Origin of the sequence: Streptomyces sp. NPDC127106, from assembly GCF_042677605.1 — a bacterium.
Taxonomy (GTDB): domain Bacteria; phylum Actinomycetota; class Actinomycetes; order Streptomycetales; family Streptomycetaceae; genus Streptomyces.
Genome location: NZ_JBHXTC010000007.1, coordinates 51,934 through 73,307, shown reverse-complemented (window position 1 = coordinate 73,307; position 21,374 = coordinate 51,934). Strand labels below are relative to the sequence as shown.

Here is a 21,374-nt window from a genome sequence, read left to right as displayed (position 1 = left end):
GGTTTTCTGGGGGGACCGAACAGCTCCCCCACCCGCGCCGCGCCCGCCCACCAGGGCGCCGGGGGCCCTCGCACACGTACGGGGACGGACCGGCGGGACTAGAAGTCCTCGTCCAGGTCGACCGTGCCCTCGACGGCGACCTGGTAGGCCGACGGGCGGCGCTCGAAGAAGTTCGTCAGCTCCTGGACGCCCTGCAGCTCCATGAAGGAGAACGGGTTCTGCGAGCCGTACACCGGCGGGAAGCCGAGGCGGACCAGGCGCTGGTCGGCGACGCACTCCAGGTACTCGCGCATCGACTCGGTGTTCATGCCCGGCAGGCCGTCACCGCACAGGTCGCGGCCGAACTGCAGCTCCGCCTCGACGGCTTCCTTCAGCATGTCCGTGACCTGCTGCTGGAGCGCGTCGTCGAAGAGCTCCGGCTCCTCCTTGCGGACCGTGTCCACGACCTCGAAGGCGAAGTTCATGTGCATGGTCTCGTCGCGGAACACCCAGTTGGTGCCGGTGGCCAGGCCGTGCAGCAGACCGCGCGACCGGAACCAGTACACGTACGCGAAGGCGCCGTAGAAGAACAGGCCCTCGATGCACGCGGCGAAGCAGATCAGGTTCAGCAGGAAGCGGCGGCGGTCGGCCGCCGTCTCCAGCTTCTCGATCTTCTCGACCGAGTCCATCCACTTGAAGCAGAACTGCGCCTTCTCGCGGATGGAGGGGATGCTCTCGACCGCGGCGAACGCCGCCGCGCGGTCGTCCGGGTCGGGCAGGTAGGTGTCCAGCAGCGTCAGGTAGAACTGGACGTGCACGGCCTCCTCGAACAGCTGGCGCGACAGGTACAGGCGCGCCTCCGGGGAGTTGATGTGCTTGTACAGCGTCAGGACCAGGTTGTTCGCCACGATCGAGTCGCCCGTCGCGAAGAACGCGACCAGCCGGCCGATCATGTGCTGCTCGGCGGGCGTCAGCTTCGCCAGGTCGGCCACGTCCGAGTGGAGGTCGACCTCCTCCACCGTCCACGTGTTCTTGATCGCGTCCCGGTAGCGCTCGTAGAAGTCCGGGTAGCGCATCGGGCGGAGCGTCAGCTCGAAGCCCGGGTCGAGGAGGTTCTTGTCGGGGGTGGGCATTACTGGCAGGCCTCGCAGGACTCGGGGTTCTCAAGGGAGCAGGCCAGCGCCTCGGCGTCGAGGGCCTGCGGGAGGGGCGTGGCGGAAGCCGGGACGGCGGCACCGCCGGACGCGGCGCGGGCGATCTTCGTCGCCGGACGCGAGCGCAGGTAGTACGTGGTCTTCAGACCCTGCTTCCAGGCGTACGCGTACATCGACGACAGCTTGCCGATGGTCGGCGTCTCCATGAACAGGTTCAGCGACTGCGACTGGTCCAGGTACGGCGTACGGGCCGCCGCCATGTCGATCAGGCCGCGCTGCGGGATCTCCCACGCCGTGCGGTACAGCTCGCGGACCTCGGCCGGGATCCAGTTGAAGCCCTGGACGGAGCCGGAGGAGTCGCGCAGCGCCTCGCGGGTCTGGGCGTCCCACACGCCGAGCTTCTTCAGGTCCTCCACCAGGTAGCCGTTGACCTGGAGGAACTCACCCGACAGCGTCTCGCGCTTGAACAGGTTGGAGACCTGCGGCTCGATGCACTCGTACACGCCCGCGATCGAGGCGATCGTCGCGGTCGGCGCGATGGCCAACAGCAGCGAGTTGCGCATGCCGGTGGTCGCGATCCGGGCGCGCAGCGCGTCCCAGCGCTCCGGCCAGGTCAGCTCGACGCCGTAGTGGTCGGGGTGCAGCACGCCCTGGGCGGTACGGGTCTGCTCCCAGGCCGGGAGGGTGCCGTGCTTCTCGGCGAGGTCGGCGGAGGCCTCGTACGCGGCGAGCATGATCCGCTCGGCGATCTTCGTGGAGAGGGCCTTGGCCTCGGCGGAGTCGAAGGGCAGGCGCAGCTTGAAGAAGACGTCCTGGAGGCCCATCGCGCCCAGGCCCACCGGGCGCCACTTGCCGTTGGAGCGGCCGGCCTCCTCGGTCGGGTAGAAGTTGATGTCCACGACCCGGTCGAGGAAGGTCACGGCGGTGCGGACGGTCTCGTCCAGGCGCTCCCAGTCCATCGCCCCCTCCCCGCCGCCGGCTCCTGCCAGCACGAACGCGCCGAGGTTGACCGAGCCGAGGTTGCAGACGGCCGTCTCGCCGTCGTTGGTGACCTCGATGATCTCGGTGCACAGGTTGGAGGAGTGGACGACCGTGCCCGGCAGGGCGGTCTGGTTCGCGGTCCGGTTGGAGGCGTCCTTGAACGTCATCCAGCCCTGGCCGGTCTGCGCGAGGGTGCGCATCATGCGGCCGTACAGCTCGCGGGCCGGCATGGTCTTCTTGGCCAGGCCCGCCTGCTCGGCCTTGACGTAGGCGGCGTCGAACTCGTCGCCGTACAGGTCGACCAGCTCGGGCACGTCGGCCGGGGAGAACAGCGACCACTCGCCGTCGGAGTTCACGCGGCGCATGAACTCGTCGGGGATCCAGTGCGCCAGGTTCAGGTTGTGCGTACGCCGGGCGTCCTCACCGGTGTTGTCGCGCAGCTCCAGGAACTCCTCGATGTCCGCGTGCCAGGTCTCCAGGTAGACGGCGGCGGCGCCCTTGCGGCGGCCGCCCTGGTTCACGGCGGCGACGGAGGCGTCGAGGGTCTTCAGGAACGGGACGATGCCGTTGGAGTGGCCGTTGGTGCCGCGGATCAGCGAACCGCGGGCGCGGATGCGGGAGTACGACAGCCCGATGCCGCCGGCGTGCTTCGACAGGCGCGCGACCTGGTGGTAGCGGTTGTAGATCGAGTCGAGCTCGTCCAGCGGGGAGTCCAGCAGGTAGCAGGAGGACATCTGCGGGTGCCGGGTGCCGGAGTTGAAGAGCGTGGGGGAGGACGGCAGGTAGTCCAGGCGGCTCATCAGCCGGTACAGCGAGGCGACTTCCTCGACGGCCTCGATGCCGTCGTTCTCGGCCAGACCGCAGGCCACGCGCAGCATGAAGTGCTGCGGCGTCTCGATGACCTGGCGGGTGATCGGGTGGCGCAGCAGGTAGCGGCTGTGCAGGGTGCGCAGGCCGAAGAAGCCGAAGCGGTCGTCGGCGCCCTCGCCGAGGGTGTGCTCGACCAGCGCGTCGAGGCGGGTGGCGTGCAGCCGGACGAACTCGGCGGTGCGGTCCGCGATCAGGCCCTCGCGGTGGCCGACCTCGACCGAGGCGGAGAAGGACGTGGCGCCCTGGCCCGCGGCCTCCTCGGCGACGGTGATCGTCAGCAGCCGGGCGGCGAGCCGGGAGTACGCCGGGTCCTCGGAGATCAGACCGGCCGCGGCCTCGGTGGCCAGCCCGCGCAGTTCGGCCTCGTCGGCAGCGGCGCTGCGGCCGCGCAGGGCGGCGGCGGCGACCCGGCCCGGGTCGGTGTCGGGAAGGTCGGCGGTCAGCTCGGTGAGGGTGCGCAGCAGCGCGGCCCCGGGGCCCCCCTCAGTTCCGTTGTCGGACGGGTCGGACTCGGCGCGCGGTGCGGAAGGCGCGATGGTCACGGGGGGAGCTCTCCCTCGCTCGGCTCCGGGACGGCGGCGGTGCGGGCGCGAGCGGGCGCGCGCGGGCAAGGGGCCCCGAGGGCAGCACCGCGCGACGTCCGCAGGCCCTACCGCGAGGCCCGGACGTGGTCGGCACCCGGTTCGGTCGAGCCGGGCGCGCCGTCGGCAGGTCGTCGGACTTCGGTGACACCGATGGGTGTACTTCATACCGTTGCGGGACAGTTCCGGATTCGCACCGGATTCCCCTGCGGCGACAGCGAGGACGAGCATACATGTGGGGGGAGGTTTCTGTGCGACCCCCTAGATGTTGTGTCCGGCCCTTTGCTGAGCGTGGCCTCACAGCTCCAGTCGGTAGGTGAGCAGGGTCAGTGCGGGGATCGGGGACCAGTCCAGTTCCGGGGTGCGGACGAAGCCCAGGCGGGCGTAGATCCGCTGGGCGCCGCGCATCGCCGGCTGGGTGGACAGGGTCAGCGCGGTGACCCCGTCGAGGGCGCGGGCCCGCTCGATGCACGCCCGTACGAGGGCCTCCCCGACGCCCGTGCCGCGCGCCTCGGGCGCCACGGCCAGCATGCGGAACTCGGCCTCGTGCGGCCCGGCGACGTCGGCGAGCGGGCTCCCGGGCGGGGCGAAGGTCACCCCGCCGAGCATCTCCCCGTTCCGTACGGCGACCAGCACCTCGCCGGCGGCGGCCCGGCCGGCCACGTCGCGCAGGACGTTCAGGTAGGTGTCGTCCTCGTTCTGGTCGAGCAGCCCGTCCCCGGTGTAGGCCTGCCCGGTGATCTCTCCCAGCCGTTCGTACTCGGCGGTCGCGGCACTGCGGATGTCGAAGTCCATGCTGCCGAGTGTGCCGGACGGGGGCCGCCGCCCGGCGCTATCGTCGGGAGCAGCACCGTCGAGAAAGGCGAGCGAGGCATGACCGTGATGACCGACCGGCCCCACATGCTGACCGACGAATTCGAGGCCCTCGCGCGCATAGGCGCTCGGGAGATCGAGGGACTGCGGCTGGAATTCATCGACGGTGTCATCAGGAGCAAGGCCATGCCGGACGGGGACCACGGGCGGATCATCCAGTGGCTCACGCGGATCTGTATCCAGCACCAGCCCGAACTCTGGCTGCACCAGGGAATGGGGATCAAGGCGCAGGAGTACCGGACCGGGCGGGCGATCCCTGATGCCGTACTGGCACATGAGGACGCTTTCGTGGGGCAGGGCGACTGGGCTGACGCCGAGCCGATCCTCATGGCCGTCGAGGTGACATCCTGGGATTCGGACACCCACCGGCGTGACCACGTCGAGAAGCCGCGGGCCTACGCGGAAACGGGCATCCCTGTCTATCTGCTCATCGACAGGGCCAAGTGCGAGGTCTCCGTCTACAGCCAGCCGAACGGCCGCCGGTACGAGAACGTTCACATCGTGCCGTACGGGTCGGACATCGTCCTCCCGGAGCCCGTCGGCATCACCCTCCAGACAGAGGTCCTCAAGGACTGGGTGCGCTGACAGTCGGCTGTACGCGCGAGGGGCCCTGCCGAATACGGCGGGGCCCCTGTACGTGCGCCGGTGCGGCAGCGCTCAGCAGCAGCGGAAGCCCTCGCGGGGGTCCGCCTCGCGGGCGTCGGTGCGGGTGCGTTCGAAGGCGCGGCGGGTCATGACCTCGGCGTCCGGGTCGTGGGAGCGGGCGTGCGCGACGTACCGGTCGTACGCCGCCTCGCCGGAGAACTCCCGTACGTAGAACCGCGCCTTCGCCAGCGCGCCGCGCACCCCGCCGCCGCTCACGCCACGGGCTCCTTCGCGCGGCCGCCGCCCGAGTCGAGGCCGGCGGCGGCGAGTTCGGCCCGCTCCTCCGGCGTCGCGATGAGCCCGGCGGGGGCGAGGATCTTCGACTCGGTCCACGGGACCTCGGTCAGCCGGACCGTCTCGGGGCTGCGGACGGCCCGGAGGCAGGTGCGGGCCGCGTCCAGCAGCACGATGATGATCAGGACGGCGAACAGCCCGGCCAGGACGCCGTCGACGGTGGCGTTGGTGACCACCGTGTGCATCTCGTCCATGTTCTTCGCGGGTGCGAGCACCTTCCCCGCGTCGATGCCGTCCTGGTACTTGTCGCGCTGGGCGAAGAAGCCGACCTTCACGTCGTCCGAGAAGATCTTCTGCCAGCTCGCGGTGAGGGTGACGGCCACGTCCCACACCAGCGGGACGCCGGTCACCCAGGCCCACTTGAGTCGCCCGGACTTGACCAGCAGGGTCGTGCAGACGGCCAGGGCCACCGCCGCGAGCAGCTGGTTCGCGATGCCGAACAGCGGGAAGAGCTGGTTGATGCCGCCCAGCGGGTCCTTGACGCCGACCCACAGGAAGTAGCCCCAGCCGCCCACGACGAGGGCGCTGGCCAGCCAGACGCCGGGCTTCCAGCTGACGTCCTTGAAGGACTTGTGCACGTTGCCGAGGGTGTCCTGGAGCATGAACCGGCCGACGCGGGTGCCCGCGTCCAGCGTGGTCAGGATGAACAGCGCCTCGAACATGATGGCGAAGTGGTACCAGAAGGCCTTCATGCCCGCACCGCCGACGACGGCCGAGAAGATCTCCGACATTCCGAGTGCGAAGGTCGGTGCGCCGCCCGTACGGGACAGCAGGGTGGCCTCCTCGACGTCCTTCGCGGCCTGGGCGAGGAACTCCGGCGAGACGGAGAAGCCGAAGTTCGTGACCGCCTCCGAGGCGGTCTGGACGGTCGTGCCGACGACCCCGCCGGGGGAGTTGACCGCGAAGAACAGGCCGGGCTCGATGATGCACGCGCAGATCATCGCCATCACCGCGACGAACGACTCGGTCAGCATGGAGCCGTAGCCGATGACCCGGACCTGGGTCTCCTTCTGGATCATCTTCGGGGTGGTGCCCGAGGAGACCAGGGAGTGGAAGCCGGACAGTGCGCCGCAGGCGATGGTGATGAAGACGAACGGGAACATCGACCCGGCGAAGACCGGGCCGTCCCCGCGGGCGGCGAAGTCGGTGACCGAGGGCATCTTCAGCGTCGGCATGGCGATGACGACGCCCAGGGCGAGCATCGCGATCGTGCCGATCTTCATGAAGGTGGAGAGGTAGTCGCGGGGCGCGAGCAGCATCCACACCGGCAGCACCGAGGCGATGAAGCCGTACGCGACCATCCAGATGATCAGCGTCTCCTTCTCCAGGGTGAAGGTGGCGGCCAGCGAGGACTCGGCGACCCAGCCGCCGGCGACGATGGCGAGCAGCAGCAGGGCCACGCCGATGACGGAGACCTCGGTGACCCGGCCCGGCCGCAGCACGCGCAGGTAGAAGCCCATGAACAGGGCGATCGGAATGGTCATGCCGATGGAGAACACGCCCCAGGGCGAGTGCGCCAGCGCGTTGACGATCACCAGGGCGAGCACCGCCAGCAGGATGATCATGATGGCGAACACGGCGACGAGGGCGGCGGCTCCGCCCACGGGGCCGATCTCGTCCCGGGCCATCTGGCCGAGCGAGCGGCCGTCGCGCCGGGTGGAGAAGAACAGGGTGACCATGTCCTGGACGGCACCCGCGAAGATGACGCCGGCGACGATCCAGATGGTGCCGGGCAGGTAGCCCATCTGCGCGGCGAGCACCGGGCCGACGAGCGGTCCGGCACCGGCGACGGCGGCGAAGTGGTGGCCGAACAGCACTCGGCGGTCGGTCGGGTGGAAGTCGACACCGTTGTCAAGGCGTTCGGCGGGCGTGGCCCGGGTCTTGTCGACCCGCAGGACCCGGTGCGCGATGAAGCGCGCGTAGAAGCGGTAGCCGATGGCGTACGAGCCGAGTGCGGCGGCGAGCAGCCAGGCGGCGGAGATCTCCTCGCCGCGGGAGAGCGCGAGCACGGCCCAGCCGATGGCCCCGATGAGGGCGACGAGCACCCACACGGCGATCGACTTCGGGGTCATGCGGCCTGATGCGGAAGGCGAGTCCGGTGTCGTTCCCGAACTCGCCGCGTCCCGTTGGGTGTCTGTTGCTTCCGGTTCCGGCATGATCCTCGTCCCCTCGTTGATCATCTGCGCAAGCGCAGGGAATCTACGGGGGCCGACCGCTGAACGTAAGCCCCCGTCCGTATAGCGGAACGAGAGTCAACTACGGATCAGACGGCGGGGCGCTGGAGTCGGGCAACGAACTTGTATCGATCTCCGCGGTAGACCGACCGCACCCACTCGACCGGCTCCCCGTCGGCGTCCAGGGAGTGCCGGGAGAGCATCAGCATCGGCAGGCCGACGTCCGTGCCGAGCAGCCCGGCCTCGCGGGGGGTGGCCAGCGAGGTCTCGATGGTCTCCTCGGCCTCGGCGAGCCGCACCCCGTACACCTCGGCGAGGGCGGTGTAGAGCGAGGTGTACTTGGCCAGGGAGCGGCGCAGGGCGGGGAAGCGCTTGGCCGACAGGTGGGTGGTCTCGATGGCCATCGGCTCGCCGCTGGCCAGGCGGAGCCGCTCGATGCGCAGGACGCGCCCGCCTGCGGCGATCTTGAGCAGGCCGGCCAGGGTGTCGTCGGCGGTCACGTAGCCGATGTCCAGGAGTTGGGAGGTGGGCTCCAGGCCCTGCGCGCGCATGTCCTCCGTGTAGGAGGACAGTTGCAGCGGCTGGGAGACCTTCGGCTTGGCCACGAAGGTGCCCTTGCCCTGGATGCGTTCCAGCCGGCCCTCGACGACGAGTTCTTGGAGGGCCTGGCGCACGGTGGTGCGGGAGGTGTCGAACTCGGCGGCGAGGGTGCGCTCGGGCGGGACGGGCGTACCGGGCGGCAGCGTTTCCGTCATGTCGAGCAAGTGTCGCTTGAGTCGGTAGTACTTGGGCACGCGCGCGGTGCGCGTGGCCGCACCGCCCTCCGGCTCGGTCGCCCCTTCGGTGGCCATCGCCGCCCGCCTTCCCGACTCCAGTTTCGCTGCCGTCACCGGCTCCTCCGATATGTGCGGTCACATGGTGACACGGGTGGGGGGACGGGCCCCCGTCCTCCCCCAGGTGTCGGTCCGGTAACGGACGCGGCACCCGATCATTAGACCCTTGACACCCCTATAGGTCTAGGCCAAGCTCCCGGTACTGGTCTACACCAATATGGATCAGATCCCGGCCCCACGGGCAGTACTTGTGCAGTACTCGGTGCATCACCGCGGCGGGCGAGGGAAGTTGCAGGCAGCATCCCTGAGGAGGGTGGCGTGAAGCGCAAGCTCATCGCGGCGGTCAGTGTCGCGGGCATGATGGCCGGTGTCGCGGCGTGTGGCAACGGGGGCGGCGACGACAAGGGCACGGCCGACGCGGGCGGCGCCAAGGAGATCACCGTCTGGGTGATGGACGGCTCCGCGCCGAAGGCCTGGATCGACGAGGTGAACAAGGAGTTCTCGGCCAAGCACCCCGGCGTCACCGTCAAGGTCGAGGTCCAGGCGTGGAAGGGCATCCAGGAGAAGGTCACCACCGCCCTGTCCGAGAACACCCCGCCGGACGTCCTGGAGCTCGGCAACACCCAGACCGCGGGCTACGCCGTCACCGGCGGCCTCGCCGACCTCACCAAGGAGAAGGGCAAGCTGGGCGCCGACGCCTGGCAGAAGAGCATGCTCGCCTCCGCCGAGTACGAGGGCAAGCTCTACTCCGCCCCGTGGTACGCCGCCAACCGCGTCGTCGTCTACGACAAGAAGGCCTTCGCGACGGCCGGCGTCACCCCGCCCACCACCCGTGACGAGTGGCTCGCCGGCCTGGAGAAGCTCAAGGCCGCCGACCCGTCCACGCAGCCGATCTACCTCCCCGGCCAGAGCTGGTACGTCCTCGCGGGCTTCCTCTGGGACGAGGGCGGCGACCTCGCCGTCAAGGACGGCGGCAAGTGGAAGGGCGGGCTCGGCACCCCGCAGGCCGCCTCCGCGATGGAGTTCTACAAGAAGCTGCAGTCCTACTCCACCGCCCCGAAGGACAAGGACGAGGCCACCCCCCAGCAGTCCACCGACATCGTCCCCAAGGGCGGCGTCGCCTCCTGGATCGGTCTGGGCTGGGAGGCCGGCGGCGCGGAGAAGGCCCTGAAGGAGGCGGGCAAGGAGGCCGACTTCGGCTACTTCCCGATTCCGGGCAAGACCGCCGACAAGCCTGGCACCGTCTTCCTCGGCGGCTCGAACCTCGCCGTCGCCGAGCGCTCCAAGAACAAGGAGCTCGCCAAGGAGTGGCTGGCCCTGGCCGCCGGCAAGGACCAGATGACGAAGTACGCCGCCGAGGTCAAGGGGGCGTCGCTGCCGAACCAGGCCGCCGCCAACTTCACCCCGGCCGCGGACTCCTTCGCCGAGGCCATGGGCAAGGCCGGCGTCAACGGCAAGATCACCCCGGTCACCCCGGGCTGGGCGAACGTCGAGACCGAGCCCAACCCGATCAAGGAGTTCATGACCAAGGTCCTCAAGGGTGAGGACGCCGCCAAGGCGGGCGCGGAGGCGGACAAGGAGATCGCGAGCCGCATCAACAAGTAACACCCGCAGCACACCTGCACCGGGGGGTGCGGCAGGCGCCCGGCTGCGCCCGCCGCACCCCCGGTCGCACGGACAGCCGTACGCGACGCCCGCCCGCTGCCGACCGGGTGCGACGGACGCCGGTCGCCACAGCCAACCGCGAGGAAACAACACATGACCGTGCACTCCCAGGGAGCGGCGACCGCTCCACAGGACGCACCACACGAGTCCGGCGGGCCGCACACGTCGGGGGCGCCACAGCAGCCGCAGCCCTCCGGCGCCGGGAACAAGGCCCGGACGAAGGCCCGGACGAAGGCCCCGTCTCCTCGCGGTGCCACGTCCTCGCCGCCCTCGGGATGGCTGCCGTACCTGCTGGTCGCGCCGGCGGTGCTCAGCATGGCCGCGCTGCTGCTGTACCCGCTGGCCAAGAACGTCGTCCTGTCCTTCCAGAAGGTCGACAGGATCGAGTTCATCCAGCGCAAGGCGCCCTTCAACGGCGTCGAGAACTACACCCAGCTGCTGGCCGACGGGCACTTCTGGACCGTCGTCGTCCGCACCTTCGCCTTCACCGCCGCCAACGTCGCGCTCATCATGGCGATCGGCAGCCTCCTCGGCCTCCTGCTCAACCGGCTGGGGAAGTGGATGCGCCTGGTCCTGTCGATGGCCCTGGTGATGGCCTGGGCCATGCCGATCGTCGCGTCCGTGACCGTCTTCCAGTGGCTGTTCGACGAGCAGTTCGGCGTCATGAACTGGGTCATGCGCACGCTCGGCTTCTCCGGCTACGAGCAGCACAACTGGTTCGAGACCGGCTGGTCGACCCTGGTGATCATCACGATCCTGGTGGTCTGGGGTTCCGTCCCCTTCGTCGCCCTCAACATGTACGCCGGCCTGACCACCGTCAGCGCCGAGCTGTACGAGGCCGCGCGGATGGACGGCGCGAACGGCTGGCAGACCTTCTGGCAGGTCGTCTTCCCCAACCTCAGGCCGTTCTTCCTCGTCACCACCTTCCTGGAGGTGATCTGGGTGTTCAAGGCCTTCACCCAGGTCTACGCGATGAACCGCGGCGGCCCCGACCGCGCCTCCGAGACCCTGCCCGTCTTCGCCTTCGTCGAGGGCCAGAGCCAGGGCCACTACGCGCTCGCGGCAGCGATCTCCGTCCTGACGATCGTGATGCTCGTGGTCGTCATGTCCTTCTACTTCCGCCTGATCCTGAAGCAGGAGGAGGAGCAGTGAGCACCACCACCGCCCCGAAGCCCGCGCCGCGGCTGCGCACCCGGCGCCCGCTCCGCCCGGCAGCCGTCGCGAAGAACCTCGCCGCCCTGCTCCTGGCCGTGGTCTTCGTCTTCCCCGTCTACTGGATGTTCTCCTCGGCCCTCAAGCCGTCCGGCGAGATCCTCACCAAGGACCCCGTCTTCGTCTTCACCCCCACGCTCGACAACTTCACCAAGGCCACCGGCGTCGAGATGTTCTGGACGTACGTGCAGAACAGCCTGCTGGTCACCGTCGGAGCCGTCCTGCTGGCGCTGCTCGTGGCCCTCGCCGCGAGCTTCGCGATCGCCCGCATGAGGTTCAAGGGCCGCAAGGGCCTCGTCCTCGGCGTGATGATGGCGCAGATGGCCCCCTGGGAGGTCATGGTCATCGCGATGTACATGATCGCCCGCGACGCCGAGATGCTGAACAGCCTGGGCCTGCTGACCGCGATCTACTTCGTGATGGTCCTGCCCTTCACCATCTGGACCCTGCGCGGCTTCATCGCCGCCGTCCCGGTGACGCTGGAGGAGGCCGCCCAGATCGACGGCTGCACCCGCGGCCAGGCCTTCCGCAAGGTGATCTTCCCGCTGCTGGCCCCCGGCCTGATGTCCACCTCGCTCTTCGGCTTCATCACCGCCTGGAACGAGTTCGCCATGGTCCTGATCCTGAACAAGGAGAAGACGGCGCAGACCCTGCCGCTGTGGCTGACCCAGTTCCAGACCGCCTTCGGCAACGACTGGGGCGCCACCATGGCCGCGTCCTCGCTCTTCGCGGTCCCGGTCCTGGTCATCTTCGTCTTCCTCCAGCGCAAGGCCGTCGGCGGCATGACCGCCGGCGCCGTGAAGGGATAACGGCCCGTGACTGTCCTTGCGCACCGCACCGACACCCTGACCCGCGACGCGCTCGCCGTCCTCCAGCCGGGCTTCGAGGGCACCACCGCCCCCGCCTGGGTGCTGCGCCGGGTCGCCGAGGGCCTCACCGCCGTCGGCCTGTTCGGCCGCAACATCGCCTCGCCGGAGCAGCTCGCCGCGCTCACCGCGCAGCTGCGGGCCGAGCGGGACGACGTCCTCGTCGCCATCGACGAAGAGGGCGGCGACGTCACCCGCCTGGAGGTCCGCGGCGGCTCCTCCTTCCCGGGCAACCTGGCCCTGGGCGCCGTCGACGACACCGGACTGACCCGCGGGGTGGCCCGCGAGCTGGGGCGCCGCCTCGCCGCGTGCGGGGTCAACCTCAACTGGGCCCCGTCCGCGGACGTCAACTCCAACCCCGACAACCCGGTCATCGGCGTCCGGTCCTTCGGCGCCGACACCGGCCTCGCCGCCCGGCACACCGCCGCGTACGTGGAGGGCCTGCAGGCCGCCGGCGTCGCCGCCTGCACCAAGCACTTCCCCGGCCACGGCGACACCAACGTCGACTCGCACCACGCACTGCCGCGGATCGACGTGGACCTGGAGACCCTGGCCGTCCGCGAACTGGTCCCGTTCCGGGCCGCCATCGAGGCCGGCACCAAGGCCGTGATGAGCGCGCACATCCTGGTGCCCGCCCTCGACCCCACCCGGCCGGCCACCCTCAGCCCGCAGGTCCTGACCGGACTGCTGCGCAAGGAGCTCGGCTACGAGGGCCTGATCGTCACCGACGGCATGGAGATGAACGCCATCGCCGGGACGTACGGCATCGAACGCGGCTCCGTCCTCGCCATCGCCGCCGGCGCCGACGCGATCTGCGTGGGCGGCGGGCTCGCCGACGAGGCCACCGTGATCCGTCTCCGCGACGCCCTGGTCGCCGCCGTACGCGAGGGTGCGCTCCCCGAGGAACGGCTCGCCGACGCGGCCGCCCGGGTCCGGGCACTGGCCGAGTGGACCCGCTCGACCCGGCCCGCCGCCGCCGTGCCGGGCCGGCCGGAGGGGGGCGCGCCCGGCATCGGCCTGGAGGCGGCCCGCCGTGCGCTGTTCGTCTCCGGCGGTCGGACGCCGGTCTCCGCCCCGCCGTACGTGGCCACGCTCGCCCCCGTCGCCAACATCGCGGTGGGCGACGAGACCCCGTGGGGCGTGGCCGCCGAGCTGGCCGCGCTGGTGCCGGGGACCGCGTCGGGCGTGTACCCGCAGGGCGCCGCGGCCGGGGACGTCCTGGCGGCGGCCGGTGACCGCACGGTGGTCGTCGTGGTCCGCGACGCGCACCGGCACCCGTGGATGGTCGAGGTCCTGGACGCGCTGGTCGCGGCCCGGCCGGACACGGTCGTGGTCGAGATGGGGCTGCCGCGGGCCGAGCCGCGCGGAGCCCTGTACATCGCCACCCACGGCGCCGCACGGGTGTGCGGGCGCGCGGCGGCGGAAGCCATCGCGCGCGGCTAGCAGTGGCGCCGGCCGGCCGGACGGAGGGAAGGCCGGACGGACGGAAGGCCGGGCCCTGTGGAGGGGGCCCGGCCTTCCGTCCTTTCGTGCGGCCGCCGTGCGTCGCCCTGCGGCCTGCCGCCTCCTGGCCTACAGGCCCTGCCAGGCCGGCTTGTTGGCGTAGGTGTGGCGGAAGTAGTCCGCGAGCTTCAGCTTGGCGGCGGCGGCCTCGTCCACGACGACGGTCGCGTGCCGGTGCAGCTGTAGCGCGGAGGCCGGGACCAGTGCGGACAGCGGGCCCTCGACGGTCTGTGCGACGGCCTCGGCCTTGCCCTCGCCGGTGGCGAGGAGGACCAGGTGGCGGGCGTCGAGGATGGTGCCGATGCCCTGCGTGATGACGTGGTGCGGCACCTGCTCCAGGTCGTCGTCGAAGAAGCGCGCGTTGTCGACGCGGGTCTGCTCCGTCAGGGTCTTGATGCGGGTGCGGGAGGAGAGCGAGGAGCACGGCTCGTTGAAGCCGATGTGCCCGTCGGTTCCTATGCCCAGCAGCTGGAGGTCGACTCCGCCCGCCTCGGCGAGCGCGCGGTCGTACTCCTCGCACGCGGCGACGAGGTCCTCGGCGGAGCCGTCGGGGCCCATGAAGGACCCCTCGGACAGGCCGAGGGGCTCGACGACCTCGCGGAGCACGGTGGCCCGGTAGGACTCGGGGTGGCCGGCCGGCAGGCCGACGTACTCGTCGAGCTGGCAGACGCGGGCCCGGGAGACGTCGACCTCGCCGGCCCGCACCTTGGCCGTGAGGGCCGCATAGACGGGCAGCGGGGTAGAGCCGGTCGCCACGCCGAGCAGGGCGTCGGGCTTGCGGCGCAGCAGCGCGGCGACGGCCTCCGCGATGAGCTCTCCGCCTGCCGTGGCGTCCGGGACGATGACAACTTCCACGCGGTGCCTGCCGATCTGGAGTGCGGGTATGTGGTATAGACCAATCTAGCAGAGCCGGGGCCGCTCCGGCCGCGGAATCCGCCCCGGATCCATGGTCGTCCCGAACCTCGCACCCGGCCTCCCGGCGCGCCGCCCCGAGGCGGGTGTGCCGGGCCCCGCGACCCGCGGGCGCCGGGCCCGGCCCGTCCCCCCGCCGTTCGTCCCCGCACCCTCAGAGCAGGGCCAGTTGGAGGCCTCCCGTCGCGTTCAGGTGCTGGCCCGTCACCCAGCGGGAGTCCGGCGAGGCCAGGAAGGCCACCACGTCCGCGACCTCCTCCGCCGTGCCCAGCCGGTTGAAGACCGAGCGGGAGGAGGCGTGCGCCCGCGCCGCGGGGTCCGCCAGCCAGCCCGCGTTCAGGTCGGTGTCCGTGATGCCCGGGCCCACCGAGTTCACGGTGATCGCGCGCGGGGCCAGCTCGGCGGCGAGCGACCGGGTGAGCGCGTTCACCGCGCCCTTCGCCGCGATCGTGGCCAGGATCGCCGGCAGGGCGATGTCGGGGGTGCTGGTCACGTTGATGATCCGGCCGCCGTCCCGCAGCCGGGCCAGCCCGTGCCGGATCACGAAGAACGGCGCCTTCGCGTTGAGCGCCTGCACCCGGTCGTAGGTCTCCTCGTCCGTCTCCGCGATGCCCGCGAAGGCCGGGGCGCCCGCGTTGTTGACCAGGACGTCGACGTTCTCGGTGTGCAGCGGGTGGGCCGCGTACGCCGCCCAGAGCGCCTCGGCGTCGCCCGGCACCCCGAGCTCCGCGCGGATGGCGAACGCCCGCCCGCCGGCCGCGGTGATCGCCGCCACCGTCTCCTCGGCCGCCGCCCCGTTCCGTCCGTAGTGCACCGCGACCAGTGCCCCGTCCCGTGCGAGCCGCTGCGCGATCGCCCGTCCGATGCCCCGGCTGCCGCCCGTGACCAGTGCCGTCTTCCCCTTGAGCACGCCCATGGCGCGCCCCCTTCCGCATTCAGTAGTGGTCGCTACAGAAAGGGACCGTACCAGATTCCGTAGCGACCGCTATAGAATCGGGGCATGGTGACCGGACAGCGCGGCAGACCCCGCTCCTTCGACCGCGACGCCGCCCTCGACAAGGCGATGCTCGCCTTCTGGGAGAACGGCTACGAGGCGACGTCGATCTCCGACCTGACCGCCGCGCTCGGGATCAGCGCGCCCAGCCTGTACGCGGCCTTCGGCGACAAGCGCAAGCTCTTCGACGAGGTCGTGGTTGTCTACGGCGGCCGGTACGGGGATTTCGCGAGCGTCGCCCTGGCCGAGGAGCCCACGGCCCGCGCCGCGATGGAGCGCATCCTGCGCGAGGCCGCCGAGGTGTACACCGACCCGGCGCACCCGCGGGGCTGCATGGTGATCAGCGCGGCCGTCAACACCACCTCGCAGGAGGTGGCGGACGCGCTGCGCGCGCGGCGCGCGGCCAATGTGGCGCTGTTCGAGAGCCGGCTCCGGGCGGACGTCGCGGCCGGCGTGCTGCCCGCGGACACGGACGCGCGGGCGCTGGCCCTGTACGCGGTGTCGGTGCTCCAGGGGATGTCGCAGCAGTCGCGCGACGGGGCGACCCGTCAGGAGCTGGAGGCGGTCGCGGAACTCGCGGTGCGCGCCTGGCCGCACTGAGCGGATTTCCTCTGGGCCACGGTGCCGGGGCGGGACCCTCAACCCGCCCGGCACCGTAGCCCGGAGTACTTACGGCCGACGGGTGTGCGGTTCCCGGCGGCCGGTTGGGAGGTTGCCTGCGCGGTCAGGGCAGAGCGCGTGGCCCACCTCGATCCGTCCTCCTGTGCGGGGAGGGCGGAAGCTTACGTCAATTGTGGACTAGACCATTCTGTTCTGTCCATCCAATGTCGGGCACCGGAAACCCGTGACTTCCTCCAACACTACGCGGAGTGGGCCCTTCCTGGATACTCCCGGGTAGTCGCCGTGGGGAAAGTCATGGCCCGAGCCCGAGGTACGCTCGCCACGTGCCCTCCATGAACGACCTCGTACGCCAGCACACCGCTCTGGGTGAGACCGACCTGGAGTGGCTCCACCTGCTGGTCTCGGAGTGGCAACTGCTCTCCGACCTCTCCTTCGCCGACCTGGTGCTGTGGGTGCCCACCCTCGACGGCACCCGGTACGTCTCGGTCGCGCAGATGCGCCCCAACACCGGGCCCACGTCCTACCAGGACGACATGGTGGGCCACCTCGTGCCGCGCGGCCGGCGCCCGCTGCTCGACGCGGCCCTCGACGAGGGCCGGATCGTGCGTGAGGGCGACCCGGAGTGGCGCGAGGAGGTACCCGTCCGCGTCGAGTCCATCCCGGTGCGCCGCGAGGGCCGGGTACTCGGCGTGATCGCGCGGAACACCAACCTGCTCACTGTGCGTACACCGAGCCGGCTGGAGCTGACCTACCTCCAGTCCGCCTCCGACCTGGCGCAGATGATCGCGGCGGGGTCCTTCCCGTTCCCCGGGCAGCAGGTCGACATGGACGCCTCCCCGCGCGTCGGGGACGGCCTGATGCGGCTCGACGCCGAAGGGGTCGTCACGTACGCGTCCCCCAACGCGCTGTCCGCGTACCACCGGCTCGGCCTCGCCTCCGACCTCGTCGGGCAACACCTGGGCACCATCACCGCCGAACTCGCCCCGTCCCGCGGCCCGGTGGACGAGGCGCTCGTCAAGCTCGCCAGTGGCTGGGCCCCGCGCGAGACCGAGATCGAGGGCAACGGCGGGGTCATCCAGCTGCGAGCCATCCCGCTCAAGCCCAAGGGCACCCGGATCGGCTCCCTCGTCCTGTGCCGCGACGTCACCGAGCTGCGACGTCGCGAACGCGAACTGATCACCAAGGACGCGACCATCCGGGAGATCCACCACCGGGTGAAGAACAACCTCCAGACCGTGGCCGCACTGCTGCGGCTGCAGGCCCGCCGGATGGATTCGGAGCCCGGCCGCGAGGCGCTCAACGAGGCCGTGCGCCGCGTCGGTTCGATCGCGATCGTGCACGAGACCCTGTCCCAGAACCTCGACGAGCGGGTGGAGTTCGACGAGATCGCCGACCGTGTGATCGCGATGGTCGCCGAGATCTCGCCGGGCAAGGTGGACTGCCGGCGCATCGGCCGCTTCGGGATCCTGGACGCGGAGGTGGCCACCCCGCTGTCGATGGTGCTGACCGAGATCCTGCAGAACGCCCTGGAGCACGCCTTCACCCAGGGGGAGGGCGGCACGGTGGAGGTCACCGCGGCCCGCAGCGGCTCCGGCCGGGCCGACGGCCGGTTGCTCATCACGATCCTCGACGACGGCTCCGGACTGCCCGAGGGATTCGACCCGCAGAAGGCCGGCAACCTCGGTCTGCAGATCGTCCGCACCCTCGTGGAGGGCGAGCTCGGCGGCACGTTCGACATGGTGCGGGCGGAGCCGCGCGGCACCAAGGTCGTCCTCGACGTCCCCGTCAGTCCGCAGAAGTAGCACGTACGTCCCGTCACGGAGCGTGACGGGCCGTGGGGTGGCGTCGGGCGCGGACGGAGGTGTCCACGGACGGAGGTGTCCACGGAGGTTGTCCGCCGGACAGCACTGAGCCCCGGAGGGAATGTCCAGCGGTGGCTGGGGGAGTTCCCGTCCGGGGCTCAAGAGCACGTTGCTGAGCGCTATCAGGTGTTACTACGCGCTGCGGCTCGAGGCTCGAAAGTCGATGTCAGGCGCTGGCGTTGCGCGCCCGGTTGCGAGCGGCGCGGCGCTTCATGGCGCGGCGCTCGTCCTCGCTGAGACCGCCCCAGACGCCGGAGTCCTGGCCGGACTCGAGCGCCCACTGCAGGCACTGCTCCATGACGGGGCAACGGCGGCAGACGGCCTTGGCTTCCTCGATCTGCAGCAGCGCAGGACCGGTGTTGCCGATGGGGAAGAAGAGTTCCGGGTCTTCCTCGCGGCAAACGGCGTTGTGACGCCAGTCCATGGCTGCTCCATCTCCTTGTATTGCGGGCAGGTTGCTTGTGAATGTGAACGCTTTCACGAATCCCCCCGTGAGGGAAGGGCGACCGCCCAGGGGTGGCGGGTGGTCAGTCAGAGACTCGTGGGGGTTCTGGCGGTCTTCTTGGGAGCCGGTCCTGCGGGCTGTCCCGATCGCCATGAAGAGATTCGCAAACCTCGGACGGGGATACAACCCCTTCCGGAAAGTTTTTTTTGATTCATCGGTGTCTACTAGGTCACAGCCCTACATCCTTAGGGTGGACCGGCGCGTAAACGTTCGACTGAAAGGACTTTGGGCCCTTCTACTCACACAATCACACGCAGTGCACGGCGAACGCCTGTGAACTGAACGCTGGTCCGCAATCCGAGGTGGTCTCCGTCCATCTGGAACGGAAGCGGCACCTTCGAATGCAAGGTGAAGTCGGTCAGATCGTGCAGAGTCACCGCATCCTTGCCGCGCGGGCCGCGTTCAGGAGTCGAGGTCAGGAGCTGTGTGGCGTAGCGAGCGACCGCCGGAGTTGACAAACGGCTGAGCGCCAGCACGTCAAGTGCGGTGTCGAACGACGCCTCCGGAGACGCGTACAGCGGCCGATTCCCCAGGTAGGTCCACGGAGAGGTGTTGCAGACTATGGACAGCACCAGGTCCGCCACCGGATCCGCGCCCGGGCGCTCCAGCGTCACCGTGCCGCGCCGCCGGTTCGGCTCCTCCCAGAACTGGCGCATGAGCTGTCGTACATAAAGGGCGTGCGTCGAACGCTTGCCGCGCTCCCGCTGCTGCTCGACCCGCCCCACCACCCCCGCGTCGAAGCCGAAGCCCGCGCAGAACGTGAACCAGCGGGCCGGGACCGACTCGTCCTCCGAGCCCGGCGCACCCGCCGCCAGCCCCAGGCCCACCGTCCGCTCGCGGTGCTCGCGCAGCGCGTCCAGCAGCGCGCCCGTCGCCTCCACCGCATCGTTGGGCAGTCCGAGCGCGCGGGCGAACACGTTCGTCGAGCCGCCCGGCACCACGGCCAGCCGGGGCAGCCGCTCCGGATCGGGGCCGTTGTGGAGCAGCCCGTTGACCACCTCGTTGACGGTGCCGTCGCCGCCCAGCGCCACCACGAGGTCGAGGCCGTTCTCGGCCGCCCGCCGACCCAGGTCCCGCGCGTGCCCCCGGTACTCGGTCGTCACCGCCTCCAGCTTCATCTCGCTGGCCAGGGCGTGGATCAGGACGTCGCGCGTGCGCGCACTGGTGGTCGTCGCTGCTGGGTTGGCCACGAGGAGTGCACGCATGACCGCCAGCCTACCGACCCGTTCGTACCGCTCCCATACTGCCCGCCCGCACTGCGCGGCCGTCAGCCCCGCCCCCGCCGCCGGCGCGACCGCGCGGCTACCCTGCTGGGGTGAGTACGAAGCCCACCCCCGCCCCCGCCCCGGACAAGCCGACCGCCGCGCTGCCCGGCCGGCTCACCGCCGCCGCCGCGCTCACCGCCCTCGAAGGCCTGGCCCTCGCCGGCCTCGGCATCTACATGCTGTTCGTCGGCATCGCCGGCGACGCCGACTCCCCGCAGCAGGCGGAGACGGGCGGACTGACGCTGATCGCGCTCGCCGCCCTGCCGCTGGTCGCCGCCCGGGGGCTGCGCCTGGCCCGGCGCTGGAGCCGCGGCCCCGCGCTGATCACGCAGCTGATGGCGCTGCCGGTGGCCTGGACCCTGTACACCACGGGCGGCGCGATGATCGCCGCCGCCGTGGCGCTGGCCGCGACCGCCGTCGCGGTGGTGGCCCTCCTGGTGAACCCGACGGCAACCGAAGCCCTGGGAATCGGGCAGCCCTCTTCTTAGGGCTCGGTTCGCCTCCGGGCGCCGAGCCCGGCTCACAGGGGCGCCCCTTCGGCGCACTCGCCGGGCCGGGCGGTGGTTCCCCTGTCGCCGGGGCGGGACCGCTATTCCTCCACGAGGAGCTTTTCGCGGAGCTGGGCCAGGGTGCGGGCCAGCAGGCGGGAGACGTGCATCTGGGAGATGCCGACCTCCTGCGCGATCTGCGACTGCGTCATGTTGCCGAAGAACCGCAGCAGCAGGATCCGCTTCTCCCGCGGCGGCAGTCCCTCCAGCAGCGGCTTGAGCGACTCGCGGTACTCGACGCCCTCCAGCGCCTCGTCCTCCGCGCCCAGGGTGTCCGCGACCGCCGGCGACTCGTCGTCGGTGTCCGGGACGTCCAGGGAGAGCGTGCTGTAGGCGTTGGCCGATTCCAGCCCCTCCAGCACCTCCTCCTCCGAGATCCCCAGCCGCTCGGCCAACTCGTGGACCGTGGGGGAGCGGCCGTGCTGCTGGGACAGCTCGGCCGTGGCCGTGGTCAGCGAGAGCCGCAGCTCCTGGAGGCGCCGGGGGACCCGTACCGCCCAGCCCTTGTCGCGGAAGTGCCGCTTGATCTCCCCGACCACGGTGGGCGTCGCGTACGTCGAGAACTCGACCCCGCGGTCCGGGTCGAACCGGTCCACCGACTTGATCAGGCCGATCGTCGCGACCTGCGTCAAGTCGTCGAGCGGCTCGCCGCGGTTGCGGAACCGTCGGGCCAGGTGCTCGACCAGCGGCAGGTGCATCCGCACGAGCCGGTTGCGCAGCTCCGCCTTCTCCGGCGAGCCGTCGGGCAGCGCCCGCAGCTCGACGAACAGGGCCCGCGCACCGCTGCGGTCACGGGGATCCGGCAGCGGCGGCAGCGCCGTGTCCGCCTCCAGGTCCAGGCCCTCGGCCGCGGGTGGCTGTGACACCTGTGGTTGTTCGTGTTGGTTCTCGCTCATGGGGCCCGCCCGTCGCTCCGCCGAGTCCAAAAAGCCGTGTTCCGCATCCGCGTCAGCCGGGTGCGGCCGGGCGCGCTGCTGCTCCGGGATGCCGCCGTCGACCTCGTGCCGTACCCGGGGCCGGTCCCCGCCCCGCACCGG

General features: G+C 70.9%; 19 protein-coding genes and 1 riboswitch. Of the genes, 8 read left to right on the top strand and 11 right to left on the bottom strand.

Annotated features, from left to right (window positions below; all coding sequences use genetic code 11):
* Window positions 1-98: 98 nt before the first annotated feature.
* From ACFVGY_RS09710 to ACFVGY_RS09700, 3 genes are all read right to left on the bottom strand, one after another.
* Window positions 99-1,112 carry a ribonucleotide-diphosphate reductase subunit beta gene (locus ACFVGY_RS09710; RefSeq protein WP_385673597.1) on the bottom strand — a complete coding sequence of 338 codons (1,014 nt, stop codon included), beginning with the start codon at window positions 1,110-1,112 and terminating at the stop codon, window positions 99-101.
* Window positions 1,112-3,526 (bottom strand): ribonucleoside-diphosphate reductase subunit alpha, encoded by a 2,415-nt coding sequence (locus tag ACFVGY_RS09705; RefSeq protein WP_385673595.1) that lies wholly within the window; start codon window positions 3,524-3,526, stop codon window positions 1,112-1,114. The genes ACFVGY_RS09710 and ACFVGY_RS09705 overlap by 1 nt, the downstream gene beginning before the upstream one ends.
* A gap of 146 nt (window positions 3,527-3,672) precedes the next feature.
* Window positions 3,673-3,813: riboswitch (cobalamin riboswitch) on the bottom strand.
* Between the two features lie 49 nt (window positions 3,814-3,862).
* Window positions 3,863-4,360 (bottom strand): GNAT family N-acetyltransferase, encoded by a 498-nt coding sequence (locus ACFVGY_RS09700; RefSeq protein WP_385673593.1) that lies wholly within the window; start codon window positions 4,358-4,360, stop codon window positions 3,863-3,865.
* A gap of 78 nt (window positions 4,361-4,438) precedes the next feature.
* Between ACFVGY_RS09700 and ACFVGY_RS09695 the strand changes: the two genes are divergently transcribed.
* Window positions 4,439-5,023, top strand: coding sequence for a Uma2 family endonuclease (locus ACFVGY_RS09695; RefSeq protein WP_385673591.1), 585 nt, complete (start codon window positions 4,439-4,441; stop codon window positions 5,021-5,023).
* Between the two features lie 72 nt (window positions 5,024-5,095).
* On the opposite strand, the gene ACFVGY_RS09690 is transcribed toward ACFVGY_RS09695, so the two are convergent.
* The 3 genes from ACFVGY_RS09690 to ACFVGY_RS09680 all read right to left on the bottom strand — a co-directional run bounded on the left by ACFVGY_RS09690 (window position 5,096) and on the right by ACFVGY_RS09680 (window position 8,402).
* A complete protein-coding gene (locus ACFVGY_RS09690) occupies window positions 5,096-5,299 on the bottom strand; it encodes a YbdD/YjiX family protein (protein ID WP_385673587.1) in 204 nt (67 codons plus the stop codon).
* Window positions 5,296-7,449 (bottom strand): carbon starvation CstA family protein, encoded by a 2,154-nt coding sequence (locus ACFVGY_RS09685; RefSeq protein WP_385673585.1) that lies wholly within the window; start codon window positions 7,447-7,449, stop codon window positions 5,296-5,298. Before ACFVGY_RS09685 ends, ACFVGY_RS09690 begins: the two co-directional genes overlap by 4 nt.
* Before the next feature lie 191 nt (window positions 7,450-7,640).
* Window positions 7,641-8,402, bottom strand: coding sequence for a GntR family transcriptional regulator (locus tag ACFVGY_RS09680; RefSeq protein ID WP_385673582.1), 762 nt, complete (start codon window positions 8,400-8,402; stop codon window positions 7,641-7,643).
* A gap of 300 nt (window positions 8,403-8,702) precedes the next feature.
* On the opposite strand from ACFVGY_RS09680, the gene ACFVGY_RS09675 reads away from it, so the two are divergent.
* The 4 genes from ACFVGY_RS09675 to ACFVGY_RS09660 all read left to right on the top strand — a co-directional run bounded on the left by ACFVGY_RS09675 (window position 8,703) and on the right by ACFVGY_RS09660 (window position 13,570).
* Window positions 8,703-9,989: an extracellular solute-binding protein gene (locus tag ACFVGY_RS09675; RefSeq protein ID WP_385673579.1), complete on the top strand. Its 1,287-nt coding sequence runs from the start codon at window positions 8,703-8,705 to the stop codon at window positions 9,987-9,989.
* Between the two features lie 153 nt (window positions 9,990-10,142).
* The gene (locus tag ACFVGY_RS09670; protein WP_385673576.1) at window positions 10,143-11,201 is read left to right on the top strand and encodes an ABC transporter permease subunit; all 1,059 of its coding nucleotides are present in this window, start codon (window positions 10,143-10,145) and stop codon (window positions 11,199-11,201) included.
* A 32-nt stretch (window positions 11,202-11,233) separates the two neighbouring features.
* A complete protein-coding gene (locus ACFVGY_RS09665; protein ID WP_385673989.1) occupies window positions 11,234-12,070 on the top strand; it encodes a carbohydrate ABC transporter permease in 837 nt (278 codons plus the stop codon).
* A gap of 6 nt (window positions 12,071-12,076) precedes the next feature.
* A complete protein-coding gene (locus ACFVGY_RS09660; protein WP_385673573.1) occupies window positions 12,077-13,570 on the top strand; it encodes a glycoside hydrolase family 3 protein in 1,494 nt (497 codons plus the stop codon).
* Between the two features lie 129 nt (window positions 13,571-13,699).
* Here the strand turns inward: ACFVGY_RS09660 and nagB are convergent, their stop codons facing one another.
* Entirely contained in the window at window positions 13,700-14,485 is a 786-nt protein-coding gene (gene nagB / locus ACFVGY_RS09655) for a glucosamine-6-phosphate deaminase (RefSeq protein WP_385673570.1), read from the bottom strand.
* A 211-nt stretch (window positions 14,486-14,696) separates the two neighbouring features.
* A complete protein-coding gene (locus ACFVGY_RS09650; RefSeq protein ID WP_385673568.1) occupies window positions 14,697-15,458 on the bottom strand; it encodes an SDR family oxidoreductase in 762 nt (253 codons plus the stop codon).
* 84 nt (window positions 15,459-15,542) lie between these two features.
* On the opposite strand from ACFVGY_RS09650, the gene ACFVGY_RS09645 reads away from it, so the two are divergent.
* Together ACFVGY_RS09645 and ACFVGY_RS09640 are read left to right on the top strand one after the other, a co-directional pair.
* Window positions 15,543-16,136 (top strand): TetR/AcrR family transcriptional regulator, encoded by a 594-nt coding sequence (locus ACFVGY_RS09645; protein WP_385673565.1) that lies wholly within the window; start codon window positions 15,543-15,545, stop codon window positions 16,134-16,136.
* Window positions 16,137-16,489: 353 nt separating this feature from the next.
* Window positions 16,490-17,959, top strand: a complete 1,470-nt coding sequence (locus ACFVGY_RS09640; protein ID WP_385673987.1) for a sensor histidine kinase — start codon at window positions 16,490-16,492, stop codon at window positions 17,957-17,959.
* 226 nt (window positions 17,960-18,185) lie between these two features.
* On the opposite strand, the gene ACFVGY_RS09635 is transcribed toward ACFVGY_RS09640, so the two are convergent.
* Both ACFVGY_RS09635 and ACFVGY_RS09630 read right to left on the bottom strand, forming a co-directional pair.
* Entirely contained in the window at window positions 18,186-18,443 is a 258-nt protein-coding gene (locus ACFVGY_RS09635) for a WhiB family transcriptional regulator (RefSeq protein ID WP_003953983.1), read from the bottom strand.
* A 320-nt stretch (window positions 18,444-18,763) separates the two neighbouring features.
* Complete coding sequence (locus ACFVGY_RS09630) at window positions 18,764-19,729, bottom strand: diacylglycerol/lipid kinase family protein (RefSeq protein ID WP_385673562.1); 966 nt, start codon at window positions 19,727-19,729, stop codon at window positions 18,764-18,766.
* Between the two features lie 110 nt (window positions 19,730-19,839).
* Here ACFVGY_RS09630 and ACFVGY_RS09625 point away from each other — a divergent pair, with 110 nt between their 5' ends.
* The gene (locus ACFVGY_RS09625) at window positions 19,840-20,277 is read left to right on the top strand and encodes a hypothetical protein (protein ID WP_385673559.1); all 438 of its coding nucleotides are present in this window, start codon (window positions 19,840-19,842) and stop codon (window positions 20,275-20,277) included.
* A gap of 101 nt (window positions 20,278-20,378) precedes the next feature.
* On the opposite strand, the gene ACFVGY_RS09620 is transcribed toward ACFVGY_RS09625, so the two are convergent.
* Window positions 20,379-21,371: an RNA polymerase sigma factor SigF gene (locus ACFVGY_RS09620; RefSeq protein ID WP_385673984.1), complete on the bottom strand. Its 993-nt coding sequence runs from the start codon at window positions 21,369-21,371 to the stop codon at window positions 20,379-20,381.
* Between the last annotated feature and the right edge of the window lie 3 nt (window positions 21,372-21,374).

Excerpts from the sequence above, each read along its gene's own strand:
- ACFVGY_RS09710 (WP_385673597.1), bottom strand. The coding sequence starts at position 1,112 with ATGCCCACCCCCGACAAGAACCTCCTCGACCCGGGCTTCGAGCTGACG.
- ACFVGY_RS09700 (WP_385673593.1), bottom strand. The coding sequence starts at position 4,360 with ATGGACTTCGACATCCGCAGTGCCGCGACCGCCGAGTACGAACGGCTG.
- ACFVGY_RS09695 (WP_385673591.1), top strand. The coding sequence starts at position 4,439 with ATGACCGTGATGACCGACCGGCCCCACATGCTGACCGACGAATTCGAG.
- ACFVGY_RS09685 (WP_385673585.1), bottom strand. The coding sequence starts at position 7,449 with ATGACCCCGAAGTCGATCGCCGTGTGGGTGCTCGTCGCCCTCATCGGG.
- ACFVGY_RS09680 (WP_385673582.1), bottom strand. The coding sequence starts at position 8,402 with ATGGCCACCGAAGGGGCGACCGAGCCGGAGGGCGGTGCGGCCACGCGC.
- ACFVGY_RS09670 (WP_385673576.1), top strand. The coding sequence starts at position 10,143 with ATGACCGTGCACTCCCAGGGAGCGGCGACCGCTCCACAGGACGCACCA.
- ACFVGY_RS09650 (WP_385673568.1), bottom strand. The coding sequence starts at position 15,458 with ATGGGCGTGCTCAAGGGGAAGACGGCACTGGTCACGGGCGGCAGCCGG.
- ACFVGY_RS09645 (WP_385673565.1), top strand. The coding sequence starts at position 15,543 with ATGGTGACCGGACAGCGCGGCAGACCCCGCTCCTTCGACCGCGACGCC.
- ACFVGY_RS09640 (WP_385673987.1), top strand. The coding sequence starts at position 16,490 with ATGAACGACCTCGTACGCCAGCACACCGCTCTGGGTGAGACCGACCTG.
- ACFVGY_RS09635 (WP_003953983.1), bottom strand. The coding sequence starts at position 18,443 with ATGGACTGGCGTCACAACGCCGTTTGCCGCGAGGAAGACCCGGAACTC.
- ACFVGY_RS09630 (WP_385673562.1), bottom strand. The coding sequence starts at position 19,729 with ATGCGTGCACTCCTCGTGGCCAACCCAGCAGCGACGACCACCAGTGCG.